We start from the raw sequence: 25,877 nt of genomic DNA on the forward strand, positions 1-25,877 counted from the left end.
GTGTTCAGCGTGGCCGAACCGGGCCGGGAGCCGCGGCGGCGGACGAGCCGGAACCGAGCCCGGATCCTCGAGGCGGCGATGGGGTGTTTCGCGGCCGACCCGGACGCCAGCATGGACGACGTCGCCCAGGCTGCCGGCGTGGTGCGCCGCACCGTCTACGCCCACTTCCCGAGCCGCGAGGCGCTCGTCGACGGCATCGCGGAGGAGGCGGCCGCCGCGCTCGCGGCGGCGGTCGACCGGCCGGATCCCGAGGAACCCGACCTGGCGCTCGCCGTCGCCGCCCTCATGACCTGGCCCGTCGGAGACCGCTTCCGCGTGCTGTTGTCCTTCGCGCGCAAGGAGGTCGGCGACGAGCGCATCGGTGAGCTCATCGCCCCGCTGCGCACCCGCACCCTCGCGATCGTGGAGCGGGGCCGCCGGTCGGGGGTGTTCTCCGCGTACCTGCCGCCCGTCGTCCTCGTCGGGATGCTCGAGGGGCTCACGATGGCCACCCTCGAGCAGGCCAACCGCGGCATGGTGCACGACGCGGGTGAGTCGGTCGCCCTGGCCGCCCTCGTCCTGATGGGGGTTCCACCGGAGCGTGCCGTCGCCGTCGTCCAGCGGGCCCGGCGAACGCCGTGGGATCAGCACCGGGCACCCGCGCCGGGCGGCAATGCGGTGGGGCGCGGAGACACCCGGCGCTAGACTGACATCGTCACGACACCCGTCGTGCGCCAGCCGACCCGAAAGCAGGCCGTACCGTCCACGTGAGTGAACCAGACGACACCCGAGACACCGGGAACGCCGAACGGACCACCGTCCGTTCCAACTTGGACCTGCCTCCCGAAGCTGCGGCACCGCTGCTCGGCTCGGCCGACGAGAATCTCATCGCCCTCGAACGGGCACTCGGCGCGGACATCCACGTACGCGGCAACTCCGTCACCCTCACCGGCGCGCCCGCGGACGTCGCGCTCGCGGAACGGGTGCTCGGGCAACTCGTCACCCTCGTCGGACGCGGGCAGCCGGTGACCCCGGACGCGGTGCGCCGCACCGTGGGCATGCTCACGCAGGGCCTGTCCGACGCGCCGGCCGACGTCCTCAGCCTCGACATCCTGTCCCGGCGCGGCAAGACCATCCGGCCCAAGACCCTCAACCAGAAGCGTTACGTCGACGCCATCGACACCAACACGATCGTGTTCGGCATCGGGCCCGCCGGCACCGGCAAGACGTACCTCGCCATGGCCAAGGCCGTGCAGGCGCTGCAGTCGAAGCAGGTCACCCGCATCATCCTCACGCGTCCCGCCGTCGAGGCGGGGGAGCGCCTCGGCTTCCTGCCCGGCACGCTGCACGAGAAGATCGACCCGTACCTGCGCCCGCTGCACGACGCGCTGCACGACATGATGGATCCGGAAGCCATCCCGAAGCTGATGCAGGCCGGAGTCATCGAAGTCGCACCGCTGGCGTACATGCGCGGACGCACCCTCAACGACGCGTTCATCATCCTCGACGAGGCCCAGAACACGACCGCCGAACAGATGAAGATGTTCCTGACCCGGCTCGGCTTCGGGTCGAAGATCGTCGTCACCGGCGACACCACACAGGTGGACCTGCCCGGAGGCGCCCGCTCCGGGCTGGCCGCCGCCGCCGAGATCCTCGACGGCATCGACGGCATCCACTTCGCGGTCCTCGACAGCAGCGACGTGGTGCGTCACCGGCTCGTCTCCGACATCGTCGACGCCTACGAGCGATTCGAGGCCGATCGGCCGGCCGGCGTCGCGATGGGCAACCGCGCCCAGCGGCGGGCAGCGGCCCAGAACCGGGTGCCGCGCCGGTGACCGCGACCGAGGGCCCCTCCCGCCTCGCACCCGCCGTGTCCGCAGCTGCCCAGAAGGAACTCCACAGATGAGCATCGAGATCTCGAACGAATCGGGGATGGACGTCGCCGAGGAGGACCTGATCGACATCGCACGGTTCGTCATCGCCCGGATGGACGTGCACCCCGCCGCAGAACTGTCGATGGTGCTCGTCGACTCCGGCACCATGGCCGATCTGCACATGCGCTGGATGGACCTGCCCGGCCCCACCGATGTGATGTCCTTTCCCATGGACGAGCTCGAACCCGGCGGCCGCCCCGACGCTCCCGAGCCCGGCCCCTCGATGCTCGGCGACATCGTGCTGTGTCCGTCCTTCGCTGCGGAACAGGCCGACAAGGCCGGCCATTCACTCGCGCACGAACTCGCGGTGCTCACCGTCCACGGCGTTCTGCACCTGCTCGGCTACGACCACGCCGAACCCGACGAGGAGAAGGAGATGTTCGGTCTGCAGAATCAGCTCCTCGAGGAGTGGTACGAGGAACTGCGGCGCGCGGAGCACGAGGCCCGGCTCGCTGCCCGCGACCAGCAGCTCCTCGGCAAGGCCGGGTTCTTCGACCCGACCGAGCGGTAGCGGCGTCGTGATCGGAGCACCGGCATGAGTGCCCCAGCGCTCGTCGTCGCCGCCGTCGTGCTGGTGGCGCTCGGCGGATTGTTCGCGGCGGTCGACTCGGCGCTGAACACGGTCTCCCCGGCCCGGGTGGAGGAACTGGCGAAGGGGGAACGGCCCAGCGCGCAGAAGCTGCTGGTGATCCTCGGAGACCGCCCCCGGTACGTCAACCTGATGGTGCTGCTCCGCATTCTGTGCGAGATCACCGCGACGGTCGTGCTGGTGGCGGCGCTGCTCGACCGGATGGACCACACCTGGGCGCTGGTCACCGCTGCCGTGGTCATGGTGCTCGTGGACTACATGGTGATCGGCGTGGGTCCGCGCACCCTCGGCCGCCAGCACGCGTATTCCATTGCCCTGGGCGCAACGGTGCCGCTGCGCGTGATCGGTGTGCTGCTCGGCCCGCTGAGCAGGCTGCTGATCCTGATCGGCAATGCGATCACGCCCGGCCGCGGATTCCGGAACGGGCCGTTCGCCAACGAGATCGAGCTGCGCGAGCTGGTAGACATGGCTCAGGAGCGGGGCGTCGTCGCGGCCGAGGAACGGCGGATGATCCAGTCGGTGTTCGACTTCGGTGACACCACGGCGCGCGAGGTGATGGTGCCGCGTCCCGAGATGGTGTGGATCGAGGCGGACAAGACCGCCGGCCAGGCCACCTCGCTCGCGGTGCGCAGCGGGCACTCCCGCATCCCCGTGGTCGGCGAGAACGTCGACGACATCCGCGGCGTCGTGTACCTGAAGGATCTGGTGCAGCAGACCTACTATTCACGCGACGGCGGCCGGAGCGTGACCGTGGCCGAGGCGATGCGGCCGGCGGTGTTCGTCCCCGATTCCAAGCGTCTCGACGATCTGCTGGCCGACATGCAGCGCGACCGCAATCACATGGCGCTGCTCGTCGACGAGTACGGCGGCATCGCCGGTCTCGTCACCATCGAGGACATCATCGAGGAAATCGTCGGCGAGATCGCCGACGAGTACGACACCGCAGAGATCGCCCCCGTCGAGGATCTCGGCGACGGCACCTTCCGGGTCTCCGCTCGATTGCCCGTCGAGGACCTCGGTGACCTGTTCGACGTCGCGCTCGACGATCTCGAGGTCGACACCGCCGGTGGACTGCTCGGATTCGTGCTCGGCCGGGTACCGTTGCCGGGCTCCGAGGTGGAGATCCACGGTTTGCGGCTGCGCGGCGAGGGCGGCCGCGACGCCCGCGGCCGGGTCCGCATCAACACCGTGTACGTGCAACGGGTTCCCGCGACCGAGGAGGCCGCCGCGGTCGCCGAGGAGCCGGTCGACGGGTGACCTCGTCGCCGAGGCCCCACACCCCGTGCCGACCCGTTCGGCGGCACCACAGACGAGGAGTTCTGCATTGACCGATCCCGACTTCCGTTCCGGCTTCGTGTGTTTCGTCGGCCGCCCCAACACCGGCAAGTCGACGCTGACGAATGCGCTCGTGGGCAGCAAGATTGCGATCACCTCGTCGCGTCCGCAGACCACCCGGCACACCATCCGGGGCATCGTCCACCGGGAACACGCACAGATCATCCTCGTCGACACCCCCGGCCTGCATCGGCCGCGGACCCTGCTCGGGCAGCGGCTCAACGACCTGGTGCGCGACACCTATTCGGAGGTCGACGCGGTCTGCGTGTGCATTCCCGCGGACGAGAAGATCGGCCCCGGTGACCGCTGGATCGTCGAACAGGTGCGGCAGGTTGCCCCGCGCACGAAGCTGATCGGCATCGTCACGAAGATCGACAAGGTGAGCAAGGAACGACTCGCACCGCAGCTGCTCGCGGTGTCCGAGCTGCTGGGACCCGACGTGGACGTCGTTCCCGTGTCCGCCACCTCGGGGGAACAGCTCGAGGTCCTCGTCGACGTTCTCGCCTCGCACATGGAACCCGGCCCGGCGTTCTACCCCGACGGGGAGCTGACGGACGAGCCCGAGGAGACGCTCATGGCCGAGCTGATCCGCGAGGCTGCGCTCGAGGGGCTCGGCGACGAGCTGCCCCATTCGCTCGCGGTCGTGATCGAGGAGATCTCCGAGCGGGAGGGTCGAACCGAGAAGCAGGGCGAACTGCTCGACGTGCACGCGCTGCTGTACGTGGAGCGGCCGAGCCAGAAGGGCATCGTCATCGGCAAGGGCGGTGCGCGCCTGCGCGAGGTGGGTACCGCCGCCCGGTCGCAGATCGAGAAGCTGCTCGGTGTGAAGATCTACCTCGATCTGCACGTCAAGGTCGCCAAGGACTGGCAGCGAGATCCGAAGCAGCTCGGCCGCCTCGGCTTCTGATCTACGGTGGTCCCCGGGGTCTCGGGGACACGCCCCGGCCCGCGAACACGGAAGAGGCAGCCGTGAACGGTGATTCGGCGAGCGGTGTGCGGGCGGTGGTGACGCGGAATCGCGCCGCGGTCGGCGTCGTTCTCGCGGCACTGTGTCTCGGGCTCGCCGTGCTCTGGGTGTTCGTGGTGCCGGCGAAGGCCGGCGCCACGACCGGGGTGCAGGAAGCGGCGATCCGCTACGGCCACCCGGTGTGCTGGGCGCTGCTGGCGACGGCCTCCGTCCTGTTCGCGGTGCGCGCCCCGCGCCGGTCGGTCGACGTCGTCGTGCGGAGCGCCCTCGCGGCCTACGTGGTCTTCGTCGTCGCCACCGTGGTGTGATCGGTGGCCGCGTCGTCTCCGGCGGTGTCCGCGGACACCGCACTGCGGACCAGGTGCAGGACGGAGGTCGCGATGTCCACCGCGCCGCCGGTGGCGAGGCGCCGCAGCTGCAGGCCCGTGATCGTGGCAACCAGCGTCGGCGCGATCGATTCCGCTCGGGGAACGCCGAGTTCGGTGAGAATGGTGGCGGTCAGTGCATCGTAGGCGGACCAGCACTGTGCCGCGGCGTCCCGCAGCTGGGCATCCCTGCCCGCCTGGATGTAGAGCTCGAACGGGGCGATCCGCTCGGCCGAGAACGACAGGTCCTCGGCCACCTGCTCGGTGAGTGCTGCGGCGTCGACCAGGCTCGGATCCCGGCTCCGGTACTCCTGCGCGAGCTCGCGCAGTCGTGTGGTCTCGTCGGCGACGAACGTCGTGAGCGCCGAGCGCAGCAGATCGGACTGGGTGGGGAAGTGGTAGGTGATCGACCCGAGCGAGACCCCCGCCCGGGCGGCGATGCGGCGGTTGGTGACCGCGGCGATGCCGTCCGTGCCGATCAGGTGCAGGGTCGCCGCGATGATTCTGCCGCGGACATCCGTGCCCATCGCGCTCACCACCATCGCCGCGGCGTGTGACGATCCCAGCGCAGTTCCGACTCGAGCTGGGAGGCGAGGGAGATCAGCACAGGCTCCGCGTTCTCGTGCCCCATGAGCTGGGCGCCGATCGGCAGGCCCGATCCGGTGAATCCCGCCGGGATGTTCACGCTGGGCCAGCCCAGGACGTTCCATGGCCAGGTGTAGGGGCAGGCGGCGGTGATCACCTTGTCGGTGGCCCAGCCGCCGAGTCCGTCCATCGCATCCACCGCCGGGGGCGGGGTCGCCGTGGTGGGGGCGAGGATCACGTCGAACCGGTCGAAGATCGCGCCGATGCGCCGGCGGATGCGCGGTTCGGCGGCCCGGGCGGCACGGAGCGCGCGGCCGCGGAGCACCCGGCCGGTGCGCGCGTTCGCCCGGGTCCGGGGGTCGGCCAGGGCGGGGTCCGGCAGGCGTCGCACCCAGTCGTCGATCCCCGCCATCGACCGGGGCAGAAAGTTCAGGCCCAGCAGTGGGCCGTAGGCGGGGTCGGCGAGGGTGACCTCGTGACCCAGGGCGCGCAGGGCACCGGCCAGGGAGTCCACCCCCGCGCGGATCTCGCCGTGCAGCCGGGTGCGGGTAGCGGTGTACGGCAGGGCGAACGAGAGCGCGACGCGGAGCCGGCCCGGGTCGCGGCCCACGGCGTCGGACACCGTGACGGCCTCGGCTTCGTGCAGGTCGCCGACGTGGCCGCCCGCGACCGCGTCGAGCAGCAGTGCGGCGTCGGCGACCGTGCGCGCGAGGGGGCCGTGCGTGGTCAGGCCGTAGAACGCCTCGGGATCGGGCCACATCGAGATCCGCCCGCGCTGCGGCTTGATACCCACGAGGTTGGTCCAGGCGGCCGGTATGCGGACCGATCCGGCGCCGTCCGAGCCGAGGGCCGCGGACACCATCCCCGCTGCCACCGCCGCGGCACTGCCCCCCGACGACCCGCCGGGGGTGTGGTCGCGGTGCCACGGGTTGCGGGTGTGACCGAACGCGCTGCCGCCGGTGAACGGCCACTGGCCCAGTTCGGGGGTGTTCGTCTTGCCGACGATCACCGCACCGGCGGCCCGCAGTCGCCGCACCACCTCGGCGTCCTGCTCGCGGACGGTGAACTCGCCGGCGCATCCGAACGCGGTGACCTCCTGTGCGATGTCCGTGTCGTCCTTCACCGCGACCGGCACGCCGAGCAAGGGGAGGCGGACCCCGGCGGCGAGACGCCGGTCGGCCTGTTCGGCCTCCGCGAGGGCCCGCTCCCGCCGGACGCTCCGGAAGGCGTTGAGGGCGGGATCGGCGGCCGCGATGCGGTCCAGGGCGGCCCGCGTCGCGGCGACGGACGTGATGGCGCCCGCGGCGAGGGCGGCGGCCTCGGCGGCGAGGCCCGGCGCGCGGGTGTCGGCGCGGGGTGCGGTCATACGGCGGCGTCCTCCTGTGCTGTTCGTTCGAACGAACAGTAACGTGTTCCAGTGGCTCCGGTCGAGGGCCTGCACCGGAAAATGTGATGCTCGTCACATCTAGGCCATCAGCGGCGGGGCGCTGGGTATGCCCCCGGGGACATCGCGGGCGCCTCCCGTGATGTCAGGGAGACCGGCTGTCAGGAGTTACACATGGGTTCATCACGCACACGCACCCTCCGGCGCGTACCGGATACGGAGACGCGGACGGTCTTCCGGACCATCCACGGCTACCGCCGCGCGTTCCGGATCGCCGGTGACGGGCCCGCCCTGCTGCTGATCCACGGGATCGGCGACAACTCCTCGACCTGGCGGGAGATCATCCCGCATCTGGCCCGCAAGTACACGGTCATCGCCCCGGACCTGCTCGGCCACGGCCGCTCCGACAAGCCCCGCAGCGACTACTCGGTCGCCGGATACGCCAACGGGGTCCGAGATCTGCTGTCGGTGCTGGGCATCGCCCGCGTCACGGTGGTCGGGCATTCTCTCGGCGGTGGTGTCGCGATGCAGTTCGCGTACCAGTTCCCGCAGATGGTCGACCGGCTCGTGCTGGTCTCGGCCGGTGGCGTCACCAAGGACGTCCACCCCGCCCTGCGGGCGCTGTCCCTGCCGGGGCTGAGCGAGGCGCTCAAGCTGCTGCGGATCCCGGGTGCCATGCCCGCTGTGCGTATCGCCGGGGGGCTACTGGGCCGATGGCACGACACGCCCCTGCGTCCCGGTGTCCTGCTGCACGACACCTCGGACCTGATCCGGGTTCTGGGGGGCCTGCCCGATCCCACGGCGTGCGAGGCGTTCCTGCGCACGTTGCGCGCCGTCGTGGACTGGCGTGGTCAGGTGGTGACGATGCTCGACCGCTGCTATCTGACCGAGGACCTGCCCGTGCAGCTGATCTGGGGTGAGCACGACAGTGTGATCCCGGTCGGGCACGCGCACCTGGCGCATTCGGCGATGCCGCATTCCCGGCTCGAGGTCTTCCGCAACTCCGGTCACTTCCCGTTCCGCGACGACCCCATCAGGTTCGTCCGGGTGGTCGAGGAGTTCCTCGACTCCACCGCCCCCGCCGAGTTCGACGAGCAGCGCTGGGGCCGGCTGCTCGTCAACGGTGTCAGCGAGCGCCGGATCACCGGTGGTCCGGCCGCCCGGCAGACCGTGCTCGATGCGATGGGCGCCGAGGAGCGCAGCGCCACCTGAGCCGATCGGGTGAATGCGGACGCGGGGTGCGCCCGGTGTCGGCCGGACGTGACAGACTCGGATCGTGAGGTTGTACCGGGATCACGCGGTGGTGCTGCGCCAGCACAAGCTGGGCGAGGCCGACCGCATCGTCACCCTGCTCACCCGTCGCCACGGGCTCGTGCGGGCCGTCGCGAAAGGTGTGCGCCGCACCCGCTCGAAGTTCGGGGCCCGGCTCGAGCCGTTCGCGCACATCGACGTGCAACTGCATCCGGGTCGCAGCCTCGACATCGTCACGCAGGTCCAGACCGTCGACGCGTTCGGTGCCGACATCGTCGACGACTACGGCCGCTACACCACCGCGTGTGCCGTGCTCGAGACCGCCGAACGGCTCGCCGGTGAGGAACGCGCTCCCGTCCCGCAACTGCACCGCCTCACCGTCGGTGCCCTCCGTGCGCTGTCCGACCGGATCCGGCCGCCGGAGCTGATTCTCGACGCGTACCTGCTGCGCGCGATGGCCTACGCCGGCTGGGCACCGGCGATCGACCGCTGCGCCCGCTGCGACGAGCCCGGCCCGCATCGCGCATTCCATGTCGCGGCCGGGGGAGCGGTGTGCGTGCGGTGCCGTCCGCCGGGTGCCGCGACCCCCGGCGCGGGTGTGCTGGACCTGATGGACGCGCTGTTCCACGGTCGCTGGCAGGGCACCGAAACGGTGTCCGCGGCCACGCGTGGGCAGGTCAGCGGCTTGATCGCCGCCCATCTACAGTGGCATCTGGAGCGGCAGTTGCGGACCCTGCCCCTCATCGAACGCAGTCGTCCCCATGCCGTGACTGTGGAGGGGGAGACGGTCGGGCAGGATGGGGGGCGTGATTCGACGCCGCACCCCGCAAGCATCGCGTGACCGCGAGATCCGGCCGCCCGACCCGCATCCGTCCGGCGCCCGCCCACCGGGTCTGCAGCCCGAACTGATCCCGCGGCACGTCGCCCTGGTCATGGACGGCAACGGACGCTGGGCACAGGAACGCGGCCTGCCCCGCACCGCCGGCCACGAACGCGGCGAGGCGGTGCTGATGGACACCGTGTGCGGCTGCATCGAGATGGGCGTCAAGTGGCTCTCGGCGTATGCGTTCTCCACCGAGAACTGGAAGCGCAGCCCGGACGAGGTGCGCTTCCTCATGGGCTTCAACCGGGACGTCATCCGCCGCCGGCGCGACGAGATGCACGAGATGGGGGTGCGCGTGCGCTGGGCCGGACGACGGCCCAAGCTGTGGCGCAGCGTCGTCAAGGAACTCGAGATCGCCGAGGAACTGACCCGCGACAACGACGTGATGACCCTCACCATGTGCGTGAACTACGGGGGTCGCGCCGAGATCGCCGATGCTGCAAGGGAAATCGCGCGTCGCGTGGCTGCGGGTGAGCTCGACCCGGAACGCGTCACCGAGGCCACGGTGGGGCGGTACCTCGACGAGCCCGACATGCCGGACGTGGACCTGTTCCTGCGGCCGTCCGGTGAGCAGCGCACCTCGAACTTCCTGCTCTGGCAGTCGGCCTACGCCGAAATGGTGTTCCAGGACAAGATGTTCCCCGACTTCGACCGTCGGGACCTGTGGGCCGCGTGTGTGGAGTACGCCTCGCGCGACCGTCGATTCGGGGGTGTGAAGTGACGGACGCCGGGACCGGACCGGGCGATCGGGCACCCGACCCCGGCGGAATGGACCCGAGCGGACTGGGCCTGCGCGAGCGGATCGCGTCCGCGCTGGCGGAGTTCGTCGCCCTGCACGAACCCAGGACGAACGGCGACGACGCGCTGGGATTCGACTACGCGGGCGTGCCCTGCGCCGTGCGGGTGGTGACCCTCACCGAAGGCCTCGACGTGGTGTCGCTGACCGGAATCCTCGCGTGGGACCTGCCACTAGACGACGCGTTGCGCACACGCGTCGCCACGGCAGCCGACGCGCTGCAGTTCGGGTCGATCCACCTCGTCGAGCGGGACGCCGAGGCGGACGTGGTGCTCCGGTACTCCTTTCCCGCCACCGGTCTCGACGATTCGCCCCTGACGACGATGCTGCTGCTCGTGCTCGGTGGTGCCGGCGACGCGCGCTCGGCCGTCGCGGGTACGGGCGGATCCGAGTGAGCGAACTCGACTGGGACCTCCCGATCGTCACCGGGGACGACGACGCGCTGCGCGCGGCCGTGCTGCGTGTCCTGTCGACGGTCCTCACCGAGGAGATCGAACCCGACACGGACGGCGATGTACCGATCTGGGTCGACGATGTGCTCACCTACGTCGTCGTCGACTCCCGAGCGGGGGTGGTGGAGCTGACGACGTACCTGGTGGAGCGGATCGCCGGTCGCACCCGCGCGGCCGAGGTCCTCGTCGACCTGCAGGCGCAGTGGCCGGACGCGAGACTCGAACTCCACCAGGATCGGGTGACGGCGGTGCAGCGCGTCCCGGCGCACCCGCTGGTGCCGGCGCACCTGGCGCGCGCGGTCGCGGTCGTGGCGGCGCTGGTGCCGTCGGCTCCCGACCTCGCAACGCGGCTCGGCGGCCGGGCGTGCGTGTTCGACGAGCCGGGCGGCGAGACCGTCGATCTGCTGGGCGGGTGCGGTTGCGACGGCTGCGGGTGCCGCTGAGGGTCACCGCTCAGCGGAGGCTGCGCTCGGCGGGAGGGCTGCGCTCAGCGGGAGGTTGGGGGCTCGGCGTCCGCGCACTCGCGGCAGGTGCCGAAGATCTCGACGGTGTGGCTGACGTCGACGAAGCCGTTGTCCTCGGCCACCTCGTGGGACCAGCGCTCGACCGCGGGCCCGTCCACCTCGACGGTGAATCCGCACGCGCGGCACACGAGATGGTGGTGGTGACCGGACGAGCAGCGCCGGTAGACGGACTCCCCGCTGTCGGTGCGCAGCACGTCGACGGTGCCGGCTTCGGCAAGGGACTGCAGGGTGCGGTAGACGGTGGTCAGGCCGATGCCCTCGCCGCGCCGGCGCAGTTCGTCGTGCAGGTCCTGGGCCGAACGGAATTCTTCGATCTCGTCGAGCAGCGCGGAGATCGCACTGCGTTGTCTGGTGGAGCGGACTCCGACGACGGGTTTGGGGGCGGGCGGCACGGCTGGGGTCAACCTTCCTCGACGTGGGCGACGGCATCGACGACGATGTGGGCGAGATGGTCGTCGACGAGACGGTAGAGCACCTCGCGTCCGGCGCGCTCGCCGCGGACCACGCCTGCGGCCTTGAGGATGCGCAGGTGCTGGCTGATCAGCGGTTGGGTGACGCCGAGCGCCCCGACCAGCTCGTGGACACAGTGTTCGGACTCGCGCAGTTGCAGCACGATCGCGATGCGCACGGGTGCGGCCAGGGCGCGCAGGAGCTCGCCGGCGGCGGCGAGGGTCTCCCGCGACGGAGCCGGGGCCGGGGCGGGTGCCGCCGAGCCCGGACGGCAGTCCTCGTGCGGAGGGGGCGCGGCGCTGGCGTCGCCGCCGGGGCCGGTGTCGGCAACGCTCAACGGGTCTCCTTCGGGTCCTCGGCCGCGTTATTGCAAACCGATCCCATTTTGATATGCACGAATGTGCATGTCAACCGGCGCGACGTTCGGCCCCGCCGACCGGAGCGATAGGCTTACGGGTCGACGCACGCTGCGAAACCCCGCATCGAAGATGGAGTGAATCCGAGTGGCACCGAAATCCAAGATCGATACCGTCGCCAACCTGGCCAAGCGCCGGGGCCTGGTCTATCCCTGCGGTGAGATCTACGGCGGTACGAGGTCGGCCTGGGACTACGGGCCGCTCGGCGTGGAGCTCAAGGAGAACATCAAGAAGCAGTGGTGGCGCAACATGGTCACCAGCCGCGAGGACGTCGTCGGACTGGACTCGTCGGTGATCCTGCCGCGTCAGGTGTGGGTGGCCTCGGGTCATGTCGGGGTCTTCAACGATCCGCTCGTCGAGTGCCTGAGCTGTCACAAGCGCCACCGCCAGGATCACCTGCAGGAGGCGTACGCCGAGAAGAACAAGCTCGACGATCCCGACGCTGTTCCGATGTCGGAGATCGCCTGCCCCGACTGCGGCACCAAGGGCCAGTGGACCGAGCCCCGCGACTTCAACATGATGCTCAAGACCTATCTCGGCCCGATCGAGAGCGAGGAGGGGCTGCACTACCTGCGTCCCGAGACCGCGCAGGGCATCTTCGTGAACTTCGCCAACGTGCTCACCACGTCGCGCAAGAAGCCGCCGTTCGGCATCGGCCAGATCGGCAAGAGCTTCCGCAACGAGATCACCCCGGGCAACTTCATCTTCCGGACCCGCGAGTTCGAGCAGATGGAGATGGAGTTCTTCGTCAAGCCGGGCGAGGACGAGCAGTGGCACCAGTACTGGATCGACTACCGGATGGACTGGTACACCGGACTCGGCATCAACAAGGACAACCTGCGCCTGTACGAGCACCCGCAGGACAAGCTGTCCCACTACTCCAAGCGCACCGTCGACATCGAGTACCGCTTCCACTTCCAGGGCAGCGAATGGGGCGAGCTCGAGGGCGTCGCCAACCGCACCGACTTCGACCTGTCGACGCACGCGCAGCACTCGGGTGCCGACCTGAGCTTCTTCGACCAGACCACCAACGAGCGGTACACCCCGTACGTCATCGAGCCGGCAGCGGGTCTGACGCGTTCGCTCATGGCGTTCCTCGTCGACGCCTACAGCGAGGACGAGGCACCCAACGCGAAGGGTGGCGTCGACAAGCGCACCGTGCTGCGCCTCGATCGCCGGCTCGCCCCGGTCAAGGCGGCGGTGCTGCCGCTGTCGCGCAATGCGGATCTGAGCCCCAAGGCGAAGGACCTCGCCGCGCAGCTGCGCCAGTACTGGAACATCGAGTTCGACGACGCCGGCGCCATCGGCCGCCGCTACCGCCGCCAGGACGAGATCGGCACCCCGTTCTGCATCACGGTCGACTTCGACACCCTCGAGGACCAGGCCGTCACCATCCGCGAGCGCGACACCATGGCGCAGGAGCGCGTCGGGCTCGACCAGGTCGAGGGTTACCTGGCCCAGCGGCTGATCGGCGCCTGACCGCGCAGCCGCAGTGAGGGGGTCGCCTCGCACGAGGCGACCCCCTCACTGCACGGTCGCGGTCAGAACCGCCCGCCGCTGCTGCCGCCGAACCCGCCGCCCCCGAAGCCCCCACCGCCGAAGCCCCCGCCGCCGAAGCCCCCGCGGCCACCGGTCAGGACGCTGTTTATCAGGATGCCGCCGAGCACCGCACCGGCGATGTTGCCGCCGGAGGCGCCGCCGCGGGGCGGACGCTGCTGACGGTCCCAACGCTGCACGTCGTTCTGCGCTGCGCGCAGCGCATTCGCCGCGAGGGTCCCCGCCGCCTGAGCGTGTTGCAGGGCCCGGCCCGGGTCGTGGGCGGCGAGCTGCTGCGCGGCCTGCAGATGGCGCTGCGCCTCCGACAGGCGGGTGCGGGCTTCGGCGCCGATCACGCCGCGCCGCGTCCCGATGAAGTCCGCGGCAGCGGTGACCTGGGACTGGGCGGCCGTCAGATCCTGCTCGAGACGTTGACGGCTGCGCTGCGCCTGCTCCTGTGCCTGACGGGTGCGGGCGCGCAGCGCGTCGAGGCGGGCGTCCGCCTCCACGACTCGGGTGAAGCTGCCCAGCGGGTCGGTGTTCATCGCCGCCCGCGCGTGGTCGAGTGCCTCCTGCGCGGCCCTGCGGGCTTCGGCGAGTTCCGCGCCCCCGGCATCGGCGAGCTGTCCCGCGTCGGCGATGCCCTGTTCGGCGTCGGCCATCGCCGCCGGCAACGTCGCGATCGCCCGCCGGATGTCGTCGGCGGCGTGGTCGATCGCGTCGAGCATGGTCGCCGCGTGCCCCAGAGCGCCTTCCGCTTCCCGGATGGCGCGCACCGCGTCGCCCTGCTCGCCGACGGGGCGCGCCACCGCGGTGCGGCCCTGGTCGACGGATTTCTCGGCGAACTCGATCTCGTCCTGGGCCAGCGCCACGTTGTCGGTGATCGGGGCGAGCGCGCCGGCCGGGAACTCCGTGCGCAGGTTCGCCAGCGTCGCCTCGGCCTCGGGGAGGCGGGCCCGCAACGCGATCGCGCGCTGGGTGAGTGCGTCGAGGCGGGCGGGTGCATCGAGCAGCAGGTCGCGCATCCGGTCGAAGGCCTCGACCTGCGCGTCGAGTTCCCGGTCCGCGCGCCCGCACGACGAGATCAACTGCACGAGCATGTCGCGCTGCTGCTGAGGCGTCTCGGGGATGGCGTCGTCGAGCCGCTGCCGGATCTCGAACGCGGACGCCAGGGCCGACTGCGCCTGACGGTAGGCGTGGTCGAACGGTTGAACCGCGGCATCGCCGAATTCCCCGCGCGCCAGTTCGAGCGCCTCGTGGCTCGAACGGACCGCGTTGTCGGTCTCGACCAGGATCTTCTGGGCATGCAGTTCGAGTCCTTCGAGCGGCAGTGCACTCAGTGCGTCGGTGTCGGCCGGGTCGGTGTCCGCCGCGGCCCGGGCGCCCGCCTCGGCCCGCTTGCGCTTGGCGCGCTTGGAGTACAGGTACACCCCGCCGGCGCCGGCGGCGATGACCCCGCCCCCCACGAGCAGCGTGGTGCCCGAGCCCGAGCCCGAGCCCGAACCCGAGGCCGACAACGCCTCGTCGAGACCCTCGGCCGCCGCCACCGCGGCCCCGGCCCAGTTCTCGTCCCGCAGCTGCGGCACGATCCGATCCGTGCTGATGGCGTCCCGCTCGGACGCGGTGACCCCGGATAACGCGTTCGGCGTCCACAGCGCGTACTCGCGGTCCTGCGTGGCCACGGCGAGCAGGGCGGTGTCGGTGCCGAAGTTGCTGGCCTGCGCGGTCTGCTCGGTCCAGTCGTCGGACGACAGTCCGGAAAATGTCGGCACGTACGCCACCCACAACTGCACCCCGTGCTCGGCGTAGAGCGCGTCCGCCGCCTGCTCGATCTGCGCCGTCTCCGCCGGACCCAGTACGCCGGCCGTGTCGGTGATCGGCTGCGGGAGCCGGAAGGGCGGCTCGGCCGTCGCCGAACCGGGCAGCAACAACCAGGCCAGCGCCGCCAGCAGGACCGGCACCGACAGCGACAGCGAACGGTGGAGCGGACGGACCGGACGTGGCCGGACGACGACCGAATGCGGTGACATGCGTTCGAATCTATCGGCTCGCCTGCGTCGTCGCCCGTGGCGCGTCGCCGGGTGGACACACGCGCAACACTGGCAGAATCGGGGAGTGAGTACCGCAGCCCGTCTACGCCCAGCACCGCCCCTCCCCGAAACCCGGCGTGGGTTCGGGACGAGCGTCGCGCGCTGGACACGCCGGCTGGTGCTCGGAGTGGTGCTCGCGGCGATCGCGGTCCTCGCCGGGACCGCGGTGCGGGTGTGGCAGGTGGCGCGCATCGACGACTGGAGCCCGGCCGACGCCATCGTCGTGCTCGGCGCCGCCCAATACTCCGGCACCCCCTCGTCGGTGTTCCAGGCCCGCCTCGACCAGGCCTTCACCCTGTACGAGAACCGGGTAGCCGAACGGATCGTCACCGTCGGCGGGAAGCAGGAGGGTGACCTGTTCACCGAGGCGGCCTCCGGCAAGAACTATCTGGTCGCCAAGGGTGTGCCGGAGTCGGCGATCACCGCGGTCGAGGAGGGCTCGGACACGCTGCTCAGTGTCGAAGCGGTCGGACGCGAGATGAGCGCGCAGGGGCTGCACTCCGCGGTGCTGGTGAGCGATCCGTGGCATTCGCTGCGTACTCGCACCATGGCCCGCGACGCCGGTCTCGACGCGTGGACCGCGCCGACCCGCACCGGACCCGCCGTGTACACCCGGGAGTCGCAGCTGCACGGGATCGCCCGTGAGACGGGCGCGCTGATCTGGTACCAGCTCACCCACGACTCGGCGGACTTCCCCTACACGGCCGCACAGTGAAGGAGGACGTGATGCCGGGCTACGACGAACACGACCTCGAACGGCGTGTCACCGAGGTCCCGAAGGTATCGGCGCTCGCCGGTGCCGGGCCGGCGACCGCGAGCCGTACGCCGTTCGCGCGGGACCGCGCCCGGGTCCAGCACAGCGCCGCCCTGCGGCGGCTCGCCGACAAGACCCAGGTCGTCGGCCCCCGCGACGGTGACACTCCGCGCACCCGGCTCACCCACTCGATCGAGGTCGCCCAGATCGGCCGCAGCATCGCCGACGGGCTCGGTTGCGATCCCGACCTGGTGGACCTCGCCGGCCTCGCGCACGACATCGGGCACCCGCCCTACGGTCACAACGGCGAGCGCGCCCTCGACGAGGTAGCCGCCGGGTGCGGCGGATTCGAGGGCAACGCGCAGAATCTGCGGATCCTCACGTGCCTCGAGCCGAAGATCGTCCATCCCGACGGCGCGAGCGCCGGTCTCAATCTCACCCGCGCGGCCCTCGACGCGACACTGAAGTATCCGTGGACCCGCCCGGCGCCCGGCGCGAAGTTCGGCGCCTACGACGACGACGCCGACGTCCTCGAGTGGGTGCGCGACGGCGCGCCGGACCGGCGCAAGTGCCTCGAAGCCCAGATCATGGACTGGTCCGACGACGTCGCCTACTCCGTCCACGACGTCGAGGACGGCGTGATCGACGGACGGATCGACCTGCGCGTGCTCACCGACCCGGCGTCGGTGAGCACGCTCGTCGATCTCGGCATGCGCGAGTTCTCCGGTCTCGACCCGAACGAGCTGGTGGAGGCCTCGAAGCGACTGTCGCAGATGCCGGTGGTCCAGGCCGTCGACACCTACGACGGCAGCCTCGCGTGCTCGGTGGCGCTCAAGCGGCTCACCAGCGAACTCGTCGGCCGCTTCGCGACGGCCGCGATCATCGGCACCCGCGCCGTCACCGGCGATCGCCCGGTCACCCGCTACGACGCCGATCTCGTCGTCCCGCCTGTCGTCGCGTCCGAGGTGGCCCTGCTCAAGACCATGGCCCTGCAGTTCGTGATGTCCGATGCCGCCCACCGGCAGCGCCAGGAACGGCAGCGGGAACGGATCCACCGCGTCGCCGAATGGCTCGAGCGCACGGCCCCCGTGGGCCTCGACCCGTTCTTCGTCCCCCTCTGGGACGCCGCGCCCGACGACGCCGCCCGCATGCGGGTGATCGTCGACCAGATCGCCTCGTGCACCGAGTCCCGGCTCGAGCGGATCGACCGCGACAGCCTCGCCGCGCAGGCGAGTTGGGGGTAGCGCCTAGACTCGTCGTCGTGGCCGGGCGAATTTCAGACAGGGACATCGCGGCCGTCCGTGACCGCGTCCGGATCGAGGACATCGTCGGCGAGTACGTCGCCCTCAGGCGCGGCGGCGCCGATTCGATGAAGGGGCTGTGCCCCTTCCACGACGAGAAGTCCCCGTCCTTCCACGTCCGTCCCAACCACGGCCACTTCCACTGCTTCGGCTGCGGCGAGGGCGGCGACGTGTACTCGTTCCTGCAGAAGATCGAGCACATCAGTTTCGTCGAAGCCGTCGAGCAGCTCGCCGACCGGGTCGGCTACACCCTCAACTACGAGGGCGGGGGACCGTCGGTGCAGCGCGACCGCGGCACCCGCGCACGGCTCGTCGCCGCCAACGCGGCCGCGCAGGAGTTCTACGCCGAGCAGCTGCGGACGCCCGACGCTCAGGCGGCGCGGGACTACCTGACCGAACGCAGCTTCGACGAAGCCGCGGCCGCGGCGTTCGGGTGCGGATACGCTCCCGCCGGCTGGGATGCGCTCACCAGGCACCTGCTCTCCCGCGGCTTCGAATTCGCCGAGCTCGAGGCGGCCGGTCTGTCCAAGCAGGGTCGCCGCGGACCCATCGACCGGTTCCACCGGCGGCTGCTGTGGCCGATCCGCAACCTCGCCGGCGACGTCATCGGATTCGGAGCCCGCCGCCTGTTCGACGACGACACGCTCGCGGCAAAGTACGTCAACACCCCGGAAACGTTGCTCTACAAGAAATCCCAGGTGCTGTTCGGACTCGACCTGGCCAAGCGGGAGATCGCCAAGGCACACCAGGCGGTGATCGTCGAGGGCTACACCGACGTCATGGCAATGCACCTGTCGGGCGTGAAAACCGCAGTGGCCGCGTGCGGCACCGCGTTCGGCGACGAGCATCTGGCGATGCTGCGGCGACTGCTCATGGACGACAGCTACTTCCGCGGTGAGATCATCTACACCTTCGACGGCGACGCCGCCGGCCGGGCTGCGGCGATGAAGGCGTTCGAGGGCGACCAGAAGACCACGGCGAAGACATTCGTCGCGATCGCACCGCAGGGCATGGATCCGTGCGAGCTGCGGCAGGAGTCCGGCGACGGAGCGGTGCGCGACCTCGTCGCCCGGCGCACCCCGATGTTCGAGTTCGTCGTCAAGTCGATTCTCGCCGAGCACGACCTCGACACCGCCGAGGGTCGGGTGGAGGCGCTGCGCCGGACGGTTCCCGTGGTGGCCCGGATCAAGGAACGTACGCTGCGCGACAGTTACGCGGTGCAGTTGTCGCACTGGGTGGGCTGGGACGACATTCCGGCCGTCCGCCGCCGGGTGCAGGAGGAGTCCCGTCGCGTCGCGCGCGGCGGCGACGAGAAGGCACGCACCGTCGCGCCGCACCAGCGGGCGGAGGCGGGGCCCGCGGAGACGGTCCTGCGTCGGCCGCGTCCCGACGATCCGGCGCTGTGGCCGCAGCGCGACGCCCTCAAGGCGGCGCTGCAGTACCCCGGCATCGCCGGGACCGTGTTCGATTCGCTGCCCGCGGAGACGTTCACCGATCCGGCCTACGCGGCCGTCCGCGAAGCCGTGGCCGCGGTCGGCGGGACCGGCGCGGGACTCGGCGGCGCGGAATGGGTCGACGCCGTCGGCCGCGCCGCCACCGACCCCGTGGTGCACTCGCTGGTCATGGAACTCGCGGTGGACTCGCTGCCCGCGGAGGAGGACCGGATGCCCCGCTACATCGGCGGGGTCCTCGCGCGGCTGCAGGAGGTCTGGGTGGGGGAGCAGGTCGCCGAACTCAAATCCAAACTGCAGCGCATCTCCCCGGCCACCGAATCCGACGAGTTCCACTCGCTGCTCGGGGACCTCGTCGCACTCGAGCAGTATCGGCGCAGCCTGCTCGACCAGGCCATCGGCGACACCAGCGGCGACGGCCTGGCCGGCTGACCTCACGCCACCCGCGTCACCGCCGCAACTGGTCGCGGGGGACGAGGATCGTGGTCTGCTCGTCGAGCGGCTTCATCGGTTCGAGCTTCGGCTCCGGGCTGAGGGAGTCGGCCAGCTTCTGCCGGCTCACCTCGATCGCCTTCTTCGTCACCGGGCTACCTGCGACCGCCTTCGCCGTCCTGCTGAGCTGTTCGTATCGGGCGCGGCCCGCCCGTGTCCCCAGGACGTAGCCCGCGGCAACCCCCACCAAAAGTCCGATCAACGTCGTCTCCGTTCAGCCGTGTCAGCGTTTTACCCATCCTGCCCGATCCAGGTCCCCGGGCTCACAGGCAGGCGATTTGGTGCCGCGTCGGGTGGGGCGCTACAGTTCTTCACGCACCGCGGGAAACGGCGGGGCACGCAGGACAATCCCCTGTAGCTCAATTGGCAGAGCATTCGACTGTTAATCGAACGGTTGCTGGTTCGAGTCCAGCCGGGGGAGCTTCCGGAAAACCCCTTCCACCCGATCTCGGGTGGAAGGGGTTTTCGCGTCCCGGCCGGCACGAACCGTGGCCGGTGTGACGGAAGTTACACACGCCTCCTCGTGGCCGCGGTTCGGCCTGGCCCGGCGACACGGGGTGACCCGCGACCGGGACCGGCCGTCGCGGCCGGTAGCATTCGGCACACGTCGCGTACCTTCGGATACGCGCGGACGGGGCGGTAGCTCAGTCGGTTAGAGCCGTGGACTCATAATCCATTGGTCGCGGGTTCGAGCCCCGCCCGCCCCACCCTTCCCGCTCCGGCCGTCACACCCCCTGGAGCCGGATCTGCTGGAAGGCGACGGCGTGCCGCACGCCGATTCGGGTTCCGGCGGCCGCGGTGAACTCGCGCAGGAACGCCGCAGGATCGAAGTCCCGGCCCAGCCCGTCCAGGTAGGACCGGTGGGCGCGCAGTGATTCGATTCCGGCGTCGAGACTCTCGGTGACGTCGACGGCGTGCGACGGCTCGTTCGCGCCCATCAGGTACACGTGGCCGACCCCGTGCCACGGAGGCAGGTTCTCGTCGAGCAACTCGGGGAAGATCCAGCGATTGCCGGCGTCGCGGGCGCCGTCGAGTACCGCCAGGCCCACGGCGCGGTGGTCGGCCTGATTGACGATGCGCCCGCCGTCCAGTCCGTAGGTGGGCTCGTACGTGGCGGTGATCAGCACGTCCGGCCGGAACCTCCGGATCTCGCGGGCGATGGCGCGGCGCAGGTCGAGTCCGTATTCGACGACGCCGTCGCGGTATCCGAGGAATGTCACGTCCTCGACGCCGACGACGGCGGCGGCTTCGAGCTGCTCGCGGCGTCGCAGAGGTGCCGCCTCGGCGGGGGTGCGGCCGTCGATGCCGGCCTCGCCGTCGGTGGCGACGACGTAGGCCACCGACTTGCCCGAGCGGGTCCAGCGGGCGACGGCGCCGGCCGCGCCGTACTCGAGGTCGTCGGGATGCGCGACGACGGCCATCGCGCGGTTCCAGTTCTCGGGCAGCGTGGTCGATGTGGTGTTCACGACGGGTCCTTTCGAGTCGGTGACCGGGTCTCCTTTCGGACGTCGCACCGCGGCGAAGGACGCATTCGCCGAGCGCGAACGACGCGGCTGCGTCCGTTCGGCGCGACGGTCGTCAGTAGGGAGGACACACGGTGACGAGGATCCATGGTGGATTCCCGGGCCGGTGTCCCGATTTCGAGGAGAGACCGCCATGTCTGCCACCCGAGTCCAGCTCGCTCTCAACGTCGAGGACATCACCGCGGCGACCGAGTTCTACACCGCGTTGTTCGGGGTGTCACCGCACAAACAGCGCCCCGGGTACGCCAACTTCGCGATCGAGGACCCGCCGCTGAAGCTGGTGCTGATCGAGAATCCCGGTGCGCGCGAACGTCTGAACCACCTGGGGATCGAGACGGACGGCCCCGACGAGGTGTCCGGAGCGCTGGCTCGGTTCCGTGCTGCCGGACTGACCGCCACGATCGCCGAGCAGGATCTGTGCTGCCATGCCGTGCAGGACAAGGTTTTCGTCGACGCGCCCGACGTGCCCAACGGATGGTGGGAGTACTACGCCGTGACCGACGACGATCCCGCCAACCCGGACGGGCTGACGGGTTCGGCGTGTGCGGTCGCCTGCGCGAGCGAGGACAGCCCGACAGCGGGGGCCTGCTGCGGCTGATCGGAACTCGCCCCGGTGTGCCGTCCGGCGACGGCACACCGGCGCGCACCGCAGGATCAGCACCCCTGGATCAGCGGGGGTCGCCGGCGCAGCGGCAGTCGGTCGGGGTGGTGTAGTCCACGGGCATCCCGTGCGCATCGAGGGTCAGCGCGCAGCACCGTCCGAGCAGTTCGGCCAGCTTCCGCCGGCCCCGCTGGACCCGGGACTTCATTCCCGACAGCGACACCCCTTCGACGGCGGCGGCGCGGGCCTGCGTCAGACCTTCCAGGTCGGTCAGCTCGACGGCTCGGCGCTGCTCGGGGGAGAGCCCGTCGAGCAGCGGGCGCAGGCAGGCGGCCAGCTCCCGCTGGGCGGTCGCCGCGTCGTCCCCGTCCGGTCCGGCCGGGTCGGGCGCGTCGCCGGTGAGCGGTGCGAGCCGGTCCCGATCCCGGGCGGCCCGTCGGTAGTCGTCGATGATCGCGCTGCGGGCGATCCGGTACACCCACCGGATCAGGTGCTCGCGGTCCTCGACCCGGCCGAGGTTCCTGTGGACGCGCAGCAGGATTTCGCCGAGCACGTCGTCGGCGCGGTCCGGATCGGCGATCCGCCGCTGCACGAAGACGCGGAGCTGCGCTCCGAACTCGCGCCAGACGGCTTCGGTGGTCAGGGCGTCCGCGTCCGTCGCGGACCTGGTGGATGCCGTGGTCAGGGTGGATGCCGTGGTCATGGTGTGGTCCTCCGGGAAGGGGCGCTGTACGGGCGGTGTCCCTCCACAGACGACGGTACCGGGGAAAGGACGCAATCCCACGTCGGTGCCTGCACGCTCCGCCGGGATTGCGTCCCTGCGGCGGCGGCGACGTCTGTCTCGGTGCCAGTGCGGGACACACGATCCCGCAGCATCGGACGAAGGAGTGATCATGACCGGCATCGTGGAACGTGACGGCGACCGGGCGCTGAAGGCCAGGCACCGGGCGTTGTGGGCGGCCGGGAACTATCCGGCGGTCGCGGCCGACCTGATCCCGACGTTCGGGCCGACGCTCGTCGCCGCGGCCGGGGTGGTGGCGGGCCTGCGGGTCCTCGACGTGGGCGCCGGATCCGGCAACGCTGCCATCCCGGCCATCCCGGCCGCCGAACGGGGCGCGATCGTCACCGCCGCCGATCTGACGCCGGAGTTGTTCGTCGCGGGCCGCAGCGCCGCGACGGAGCGGGGCGTGGACCTCGAGTGGGTGGAGGTGGACGCCGAGGCCCTGCCGTTCCCCGACGCCGGCTTCGACGTCGTGCTCTCCAGCGTGGGCGCGATGTTCGCACCACACCACCGGGCCGTCGCCGACGAACTGCTGCGGGTGTGCCGGCCGGGTGGGACGATCGGGATGATCAACTGGACACCGGAGGGCTTCATCGGTCAGCTGTTCCGGCTCATGGCCCCGTATGCGCCGCCGCCCCCGCCCGGCGCGTCGCCGCCCCCGATATGGGGCGACGAGCGGCACGTCCGGGAGTTGTTCGGCGATCGGATCAGCGACCTGAGCATGGATCGCCGAAGCGTGGTGATGGACCCCAGCCCGGAGCCGATCGAGTTCCGCGAGTACTGGAAGCGCAACTACGGTCCGGTGATCGCGGTGTACCGGTTCAACGCCGCCGACCCGGACCGGACCGCGGAGCTCGACCGGAGCTTTCTGCAGTTCCTCACGGACTGGAATCGAGCCGGAGAGCCCGGCCGGACCGCGTACGACGCCGAGTACCTGCTGCTCACCGCCCGCAAGAGGTAGCCGCCCGATCGGTGCGGGCGTTCACCGCCGCGGCGCGGCGATCGGCTGCCGGCCGCGGCGCGGCGATCGGGTGCGGGCCGCGGCGCGGCGATCGGGTGCGGGCGCTGCAGCGCTGCCGAAGGGGAAGAATGCGAGGCCCCGCCGGCTTCGCGCGTCGTCGCCGGCGGGGCAGGGCCACTGTGCAGGGGGGTCGTGGCCGGATCCGAGCGTAGGCGGCCTGCGAGCGGATGTGAAGGAGAACGGCCCGGTCGGGCAGGGTAGAAGGTCCCGAACCAGGCGATTCGGGCGCCTCGACGGGGGTGCGGACCCGACTCAGCGGCGCTTCCGCGTGCCGTGCGAGGGGTGGACATCCGCGTAGCTGTCGAGGATCTCGCGGATCTCGGCGACGGCCTTCCGGCGCGACTCCGCATCCGGGATGCGTCCGAGCTGCTGCTTGAGGCTCACCGCCAGTTCGGCGTAGTCGTTCTGCCAATCGCGCCCGCTCAGGCGCGCGACGTCCGCGCGAGCGGGTTGAATCCGCGACGCGGGGGCACCGGACGCCACCTGGTAGCTCTCGCCGATCTCCGGGGTGACAATCGACAGCGAAGGGTCGAGCTCGTGCACCAGTTCGGCCAGCGCCGCCACGGCCTCCGGCTCGCCGTGGGTGAGGAACAGGCTGCCTGCCACGGGACCGCGTACCGTGATCCAGTCCAGGAGTTCGGCCTGATCCGCGTGTGCGGAATAGCTGTCGATCCGCCGGATCTGCGCCCGCACATCGATGTCCTGACCGGAGATGCGGACACGCTTCGCACCGTCGAGAATCACGCGGCCGAGCGAACCCTGCGCCTGGAAGCCGACGAACAGAATCGTCGAATCCCGACGGTGCAGATTGTGCTTCAGGTGGTGACGGATGCGCCCCGCCTCGCACATTCCCGAGGCCGCGATGATGATCGCTCCCGAGACGTCGTTGATCCGCTTGGACGTGGAGGCGTCGTCGACGTAGTGGATCGCCGGATGGCGGAAGATGTTCTTCCCCTCGAGATCCTCGAGTTCGCCCGCGTGCGCGGCGAACACCGCGGTCGCCCGGTTGGCGAGCGGTGAGTCGACGAACACCGGCACCGCGGGGATGCGGTTCTCGTCGACGAGGTGTGCGATGTCGAGCAGCAGTTCCTGCGTCCGTTCCAGCGCGAAGGCGGGGACGACGAGGTTGCCGCCGTGCCCGACCGCACGGTCGATCTCCTCTTCGAGCAGGTCACGCCGTTGCTCGATCGTCATCCGCACGCGGGTCCGGTTTCCGTAGGTGGATTCGCAGACGAGATGGTCCGGCCCCGAGGGGCCGGTCGGGTCGGGGTGGAACGCCTTCTGGGCGGGACCGAGGTCGCCGGAGAAGAGCAGGCGCACACCCTCCGCGTCGATCTCCGCCGACGCGGCCCCCAGTATGTGCCCCGCGTTCCACAGCCGTGCGCGAAAACCTGCAGCGGGCTCGAACCACTCTCCGAGCGCCACCGGACGGGCCTGCCCCCAGGCGGCGAGGGCGTCTGCCTCCGTGTAGAGCGGGGTGAACCTCCTTCCGCGCGTGCGGTCGCGTCGCCGATTCCGCCGCTCGGCCTCGAACTCCTGGATGCGCCCGGCGTCGGCGAGCATGAATTCCAGCAGGTCGGTGGTCGGGCCGGTGCAGAAGATCGGCCCCTCGAAACCCTGGGCCACCAGCTTGGGCAGCAGACCGCAATGATCGATGTGGGCATGGGTGAGGACGACGGCGTCGATCTCGTCCGGTGCGAACGCGAAGTCACCGTAGTTCAGCTCTTCGAGAGTGCGTGAGCCCTGGAACAGGCCGCAGTCCACCAGAATCCGCGTCGAGTCCAGCGCGATCTCCGTGCACGAGCCGGTGACCGTCTGCGCGGCGCCGTGGAAGACGAGAGTCGGGTCGTGCGCCACACGCAGCTCCTACGACATGGAATCGCGGTCGAAATTGCGGGTACCACAGTCAAGCTATCCGAACCTCGGGTCGGTCGGACCCCGCTCGGGCATGTCGCGTATTCGAATGCGCCGACGGGCCCGCACCCGCCGGCCGTGGATATCACCCCGGGTCTCACCCTCGCCTGCTGTCACACGCGCCGGCGCCTGCCCGATGGACATCGTGGTGGCGTCGAGCACCCCGACGTTCGGCGCCACCTCGGACCGGCGCCCGGCCCGGACGGGCCGGGCGCCGCGTCAGTCCCGCAGCTCCGCGCACACGGTGCGCGGCTGCTCGGCGCGGGCCGCACCGTGCGGGCGCCGTCGTGGTCCCTTCGGCTGCATCGGACCGGGCCGCGGGGACCGATGCTCGGCTCTGAGGGCGATCGCTGCCCCGACGATCGTGGCCACCACCGCAGCGACGGCGACCCACGCGACGAGCAGCGAGGCGATCACGTTCATGCCGTCTACACCGCCGCTGCCCGGGGAAGGGTTACGCGGTTTTCGATCTTCACCCTGGGATTCACCCTGGTCGACGTCCC

27 protein-coding genes and 2 tRNA genes are annotated in these 25,877 nt (G+C 70.7%); 19 read left to right on the plus strand and 10 right to left on the minus strand.

Features of this window, described 5'->3' with window-relative positions; all coding sequences use genetic code 11:
- Positions 1-9: 9 nt before the first annotated feature.
- From RR3_RS08005 to RR3_RS08030, 6 genes are all read left to right on the plus strand, one after another.
- Positions 10-684 carry a TetR/AcrR family transcriptional regulator gene (locus RR3_RS08005; protein ID WP_048771123.1) on the plus strand — a complete coding sequence of 225 codons (675 nt, stop codon included), beginning with the start codon at positions 10-12 and terminating at the stop codon, positions 682-684.
- A gap of 62 nt (positions 685-746) precedes the next feature.
- On the plus strand, positions 747-1,814 hold the full coding sequence (locus RR3_RS08010) for a PhoH family protein (protein WP_010594259.1): 1,068 nt from the start codon (positions 747-749) through the stop codon (positions 1,812-1,814).
- Between the two features lie 67 nt (positions 1,815-1,881).
- Positions 1,882-2,424 carry an rRNA maturation RNase YbeY gene (ybeY, locus tag RR3_RS08015; RefSeq protein ID WP_003937044.1) on the plus strand — a complete coding sequence of 181 codons (543 nt, stop codon included), beginning with the start codon at positions 1,882-1,884 and terminating at the stop codon, positions 2,422-2,424.
- Between the two features lie 24 nt (positions 2,425-2,448).
- Positions 2,449-3,759, plus strand: coding sequence for a hemolysin family protein (locus tag RR3_RS08020; RefSeq protein WP_010594260.1), 1,311 nt, complete (start codon positions 2,449-2,451; stop codon positions 3,757-3,759).
- A gap of 67 nt (positions 3,760-3,826) precedes the next feature.
- On the plus strand, positions 3,827-4,744 hold the full coding sequence (era, locus tag RR3_RS08025) for a GTPase Era (RefSeq protein WP_010594261.1): 918 nt from the start codon (positions 3,827-3,829) through the stop codon (positions 4,742-4,744).
- 62 nt (positions 4,745-4,806) lie between these two features.
- The gene (locus RR3_RS08030) at positions 4,807-5,112 is read left to right on the plus strand and encodes a hypothetical protein (protein ID WP_010594262.1); all 306 of its coding nucleotides are present in this window, start codon (positions 4,807-4,809) and stop codon (positions 5,110-5,112) included.
- On the opposite strand, the gene RR3_RS08035 is transcribed toward RR3_RS08030, so the two are convergent.
- The gene (locus RR3_RS08035; protein ID WP_029540023.1) at positions 5,079-5,711 is read right to left on the minus strand and encodes a TetR/AcrR family transcriptional regulator; all 633 of its coding nucleotides are present in this window, start codon (positions 5,709-5,711) and stop codon (positions 5,079-5,081) included. The two genes, RR3_RS08030 and RR3_RS08035, sit on opposite strands and share 34 nt — an antisense overlap.
- Positions 5,702-7,120 carry an amidase gene (locus tag RR3_RS08040; protein ID WP_017680327.1) on the minus strand — a complete coding sequence of 473 codons (1,419 nt, stop codon included), beginning with the start codon at positions 7,118-7,120 and terminating at the stop codon, positions 5,702-5,704. The genes RR3_RS08035 and RR3_RS08040 overlap by 10 nt, the downstream gene beginning before the upstream one ends.
- Positions 7,121-7,312: 192 nt before the next feature.
- On the opposite strand from RR3_RS08040, the gene RR3_RS08045 reads away from it, so the two are divergent.
- From RR3_RS08045 to RR3_RS08065, 5 genes are all read left to right on the plus strand, one after another.
- Entirely contained in the window at positions 7,313-8,350 is a 1,038-nt protein-coding gene (locus tag RR3_RS08045; protein ID WP_064066557.1) for an alpha/beta fold hydrolase, read from the plus strand.
- A 64-nt stretch (positions 8,351-8,414) separates the two neighbouring features.
- The gene (recO, locus tag RR3_RS08050) at positions 8,415-9,230 is read left to right on the plus strand and encodes a DNA repair protein RecO (protein ID WP_072786381.1); all 816 of its coding nucleotides are present in this window, start codon (positions 8,415-8,417) and stop codon (positions 9,228-9,230) included.
- A complete protein-coding gene (locus RR3_RS08055) occupies positions 9,187-9,993 on the plus strand; it encodes an isoprenyl transferase (RefSeq protein WP_043805362.1) in 807 nt (268 codons plus the stop codon). The genes recO and RR3_RS08055 overlap by 44 nt, the downstream gene beginning before the upstream one ends.
- Complete coding sequence (locus RR3_RS08060) at positions 9,990-10,463, plus strand: hypothetical protein (RefSeq protein ID WP_010594268.1); 474 nt, start codon at positions 9,990-9,992, stop codon at positions 10,461-10,463. The genes RR3_RS08055 and RR3_RS08060 overlap by 4 nt, the downstream gene beginning before the upstream one ends.
- The gene (locus RR3_RS08065) at positions 10,460-10,963 is read left to right on the plus strand and encodes a T3SS (YopN, CesT) and YbjN peptide-binding chaperone 1 (protein WP_059174735.1); all 504 of its coding nucleotides are present in this window, start codon (positions 10,460-10,462) and stop codon (positions 10,961-10,963) included. Before RR3_RS08060 ends, RR3_RS08065 begins: the two co-directional genes overlap by 4 nt.
- Before the next feature lie 44 nt (positions 10,964-11,007).
- Here RR3_RS08065 and RR3_RS08070 read toward each other — a convergent pair whose 3' ends face one another.
- Both RR3_RS08070 and RR3_RS08075 read right to left on the minus strand, forming a co-directional pair.
- Complete coding sequence (locus RR3_RS08070) at positions 11,008-11,436, minus strand: Fur family transcriptional regulator (RefSeq protein ID WP_010594270.1); 429 nt, start codon at positions 11,434-11,436, stop codon at positions 11,008-11,010.
- An 8-nt stretch (positions 11,437-11,444) separates the two neighbouring features.
- Positions 11,445-11,831, minus strand: a complete 387-nt coding sequence (locus tag RR3_RS08075) for an ArsR/SmtB family transcription factor (protein WP_010594271.1) — start codon at positions 11,829-11,831, stop codon at positions 11,445-11,447.
- 166 nt (positions 11,832-11,997) lie between these two features.
- On the opposite strand from RR3_RS08075, the gene RR3_RS08080 reads away from it, so the two are divergent.
- Complete coding sequence (locus RR3_RS08080) at positions 11,998-13,389, plus strand: glycine--tRNA ligase (protein WP_017680332.1); 1,392 nt, start codon at positions 11,998-12,000, stop codon at positions 13,387-13,389.
- Between the two features lie 62 nt (positions 13,390-13,451).
- Here the strand turns inward: RR3_RS08080 and RR3_RS08085 are convergent, their stop codons facing one another.
- On the minus strand, positions 13,452-15,476 hold the full coding sequence (locus RR3_RS08085) for a TPM domain-containing protein (RefSeq protein ID WP_072786376.1): 2,025 nt from the start codon (positions 15,474-15,476) through the stop codon (positions 13,452-13,454).
- 85 nt (positions 15,477-15,561) lie between these two features.
- On the opposite strand from RR3_RS08085, the gene RR3_RS08090 reads away from it, so the two are divergent.
- The 3 genes from RR3_RS08090 to dnaG are packed head-to-tail and all read left to right on the plus strand — an operon-like array spanning position 15,562 to position 19,474.
- Positions 15,562-16,251 (plus strand): YdcF family protein, encoded by a 690-nt coding sequence (locus RR3_RS08090; protein ID WP_026137657.1) that lies wholly within the window; start codon positions 15,562-15,564, stop codon positions 16,249-16,251.
- A gap of 11 nt (positions 16,252-16,262) precedes the next feature.
- Complete coding sequence (locus tag RR3_RS08095; protein WP_064066137.1) at positions 16,263-17,534, plus strand: deoxyguanosinetriphosphate triphosphohydrolase; 1,272 nt, start codon at positions 16,263-16,265, stop codon at positions 17,532-17,534.
- Positions 17,535-17,551: 17 nt separating this feature from the next.
- Positions 17,552-19,474, plus strand: coding sequence for a DNA primase (gene dnaG / locus RR3_RS08100; RefSeq protein ID WP_010594276.1), 1,923 nt, complete (start codon positions 17,552-17,554; stop codon positions 19,472-19,474).
- A 16-nt stretch (positions 19,475-19,490) separates the two neighbouring features.
- Here dnaG and RR3_RS08105 read toward each other — a convergent pair whose 3' ends face one another.
- Entirely contained in the window at positions 19,491-19,736 is a 246-nt protein-coding gene (locus tag RR3_RS08105; protein ID WP_010594277.1) for a hypothetical protein, read from the minus strand.
- A gap of 146 nt (positions 19,737-19,882) precedes the next feature.
- On the opposite strand from RR3_RS08105, the gene RR3_RS08110 reads away from it, so the two are divergent.
- Both RR3_RS08110 and RR3_RS08115 read left to right on the plus strand, forming a co-directional pair.
- Positions 19,883-19,955 (plus strand) — tRNA-Asn (locus tag RR3_RS08110).
- 212 nt (positions 19,956-20,167) lie between these two features.
- Positions 20,168-20,241, plus strand: a tRNA-Ile gene (locus tag RR3_RS08115).
- 18 nt (positions 20,242-20,259) lie between these two features.
- Here the strand turns inward: RR3_RS08115 and RR3_RS08120 are convergent.
- Positions 20,260-21,000, minus strand: a complete 741-nt coding sequence (locus RR3_RS08120) for a PIG-L deacetylase family protein (RefSeq protein WP_010594278.1) — start codon at positions 20,998-21,000, stop codon at positions 20,260-20,262.
- Between the two features lie 190 nt (positions 21,001-21,190).
- Between RR3_RS08120 and RR3_RS08125 the strand changes: the two genes are divergently transcribed.
- Complete coding sequence (locus RR3_RS08125) at positions 21,191-21,655, plus strand: ArsI/CadI family heavy metal resistance metalloenzyme (protein ID WP_017680336.1); 465 nt, start codon at positions 21,191-21,193, stop codon at positions 21,653-21,655.
- A gap of 70 nt (positions 21,656-21,725) precedes the next feature.
- Here the strand turns inward: RR3_RS08125 and RR3_RS08130 are convergent, their stop codons facing one another.
- Positions 21,726-22,361 (minus strand): sigma-70 family RNA polymerase sigma factor, encoded by a 636-nt coding sequence (locus RR3_RS08130; protein ID WP_010594281.1) that lies wholly within the window; start codon positions 22,359-22,361, stop codon positions 21,726-21,728.
- A gap of 190 nt (positions 22,362-22,551) precedes the next feature.
- On the opposite strand from RR3_RS08130, the gene RR3_RS08135 reads away from it, so the two are divergent.
- A complete protein-coding gene (locus RR3_RS08135; protein ID WP_064066138.1) occupies positions 22,552-23,400 on the plus strand; it encodes a class I SAM-dependent methyltransferase in 849 nt (282 codons plus the stop codon).
- 312 nt (positions 23,401-23,712) lie between these two features.
- On the opposite strand, the gene RR3_RS08140 is transcribed toward RR3_RS08135, so the two are convergent.
- Entirely contained in the window at positions 23,713-25,317 is a 1,605-nt protein-coding gene (locus RR3_RS08140; protein WP_064066114.1) for an MBL fold metallo-hydrolase, read from the minus strand.
- A gap of 276 nt (positions 25,318-25,593) precedes the next feature.
- Complete coding sequence (locus tag RR3_RS08145; RefSeq protein WP_064066115.1) at positions 25,594-25,797, minus strand: hypothetical protein; 204 nt, start codon at positions 25,795-25,797, stop codon at positions 25,594-25,596.
- Between the last annotated feature and the right edge of the window lie 80 nt (positions 25,798-25,877).

Origin of the sequence: Rhodococcus ruber NBRC 15591 (assembly GCF_001894945.1) — a bacterium.
Classification (GTDB): domain Bacteria; phylum Actinomycetota; class Actinomycetes; order Mycobacteriales; family Mycobacteriaceae; genus Rhodococcus; species Rhodococcus ruber.

Excerpts from the sequence above, each read along its gene's own strand:
- RR3_RS08145 (WP_064066115.1), bottom strand. The coding sequence starts at position 25,797 with ATGAACGTGATCGCCTCGCTGCTCGTCGCGTGGGTCGCCGTCGCTGCG.
- RR3_RS08130 (WP_010594281.1), bottom strand. The coding sequence starts at position 22,361 with ATGACCACGGCATCCACCCTGACCACGGCATCCACCAGGTCCGCGACG.
- RR3_RS08020 (WP_010594260.1), top strand. The coding sequence starts at position 2,449 with ATGAGTGCCCCAGCGCTCGTCGTCGCCGCCGTCGTGCTGGTGGCGCTC.
- RR3_RS08085 (WP_072786376.1), bottom strand. The coding sequence starts at position 15,476 with ATGTCACCGCATTCGGTCGTCGTCCGGCCACGTCCGGTCCGTCCGCTC.
- RR3_RS08040 (WP_017680327.1), bottom strand. The coding sequence starts at position 7,120 with ATGACCGCACCCCGCGCCGACACCCGCGCGCCGGGCCTCGCCGCCGAG.
- RR3_RS08095 (WP_064066137.1), top strand. The coding sequence starts at position 16,263 with ATGCCGGGCTACGACGAACACGACCTCGAACGGCGTGTCACCGAGGTC.
- RR3_RS08045 (WP_064066557.1), top strand. The coding sequence starts at position 7,313 with ATGGGTTCATCACGCACACGCACCCTCCGGCGCGTACCGGATACGGAG.
- RR3_RS08035 (WP_029540023.1), bottom strand. The coding sequence starts at position 5,711 with ATGGTGGTGAGCGCGATGGGCACGGATGTCCGCGGCAGAATCATCGCG.
- RR3_RS08135 (WP_064066138.1), top strand. The coding sequence starts at position 22,552 with ATGACCGGCATCGTGGAACGTGACGGCGACCGGGCGCTGAAGGCCAGG.
- RR3_RS08055 (WP_043805362.1), top strand. The coding sequence starts at position 9,187 with ATGGGGGGCGTGATTCGACGCCGCACCCCGCAAGCATCGCGTGACCGC.
- RR3_RS08125 (WP_017680336.1), top strand. The coding sequence starts at position 21,191 with ATGTCTGCCACCCGAGTCCAGCTCGCTCTCAACGTCGAGGACATCACC.
- ybeY (WP_003937044.1), top strand. The coding sequence starts at position 1,882 with ATGAGCATCGAGATCTCGAACGAATCGGGGATGGACGTCGCCGAGGAG.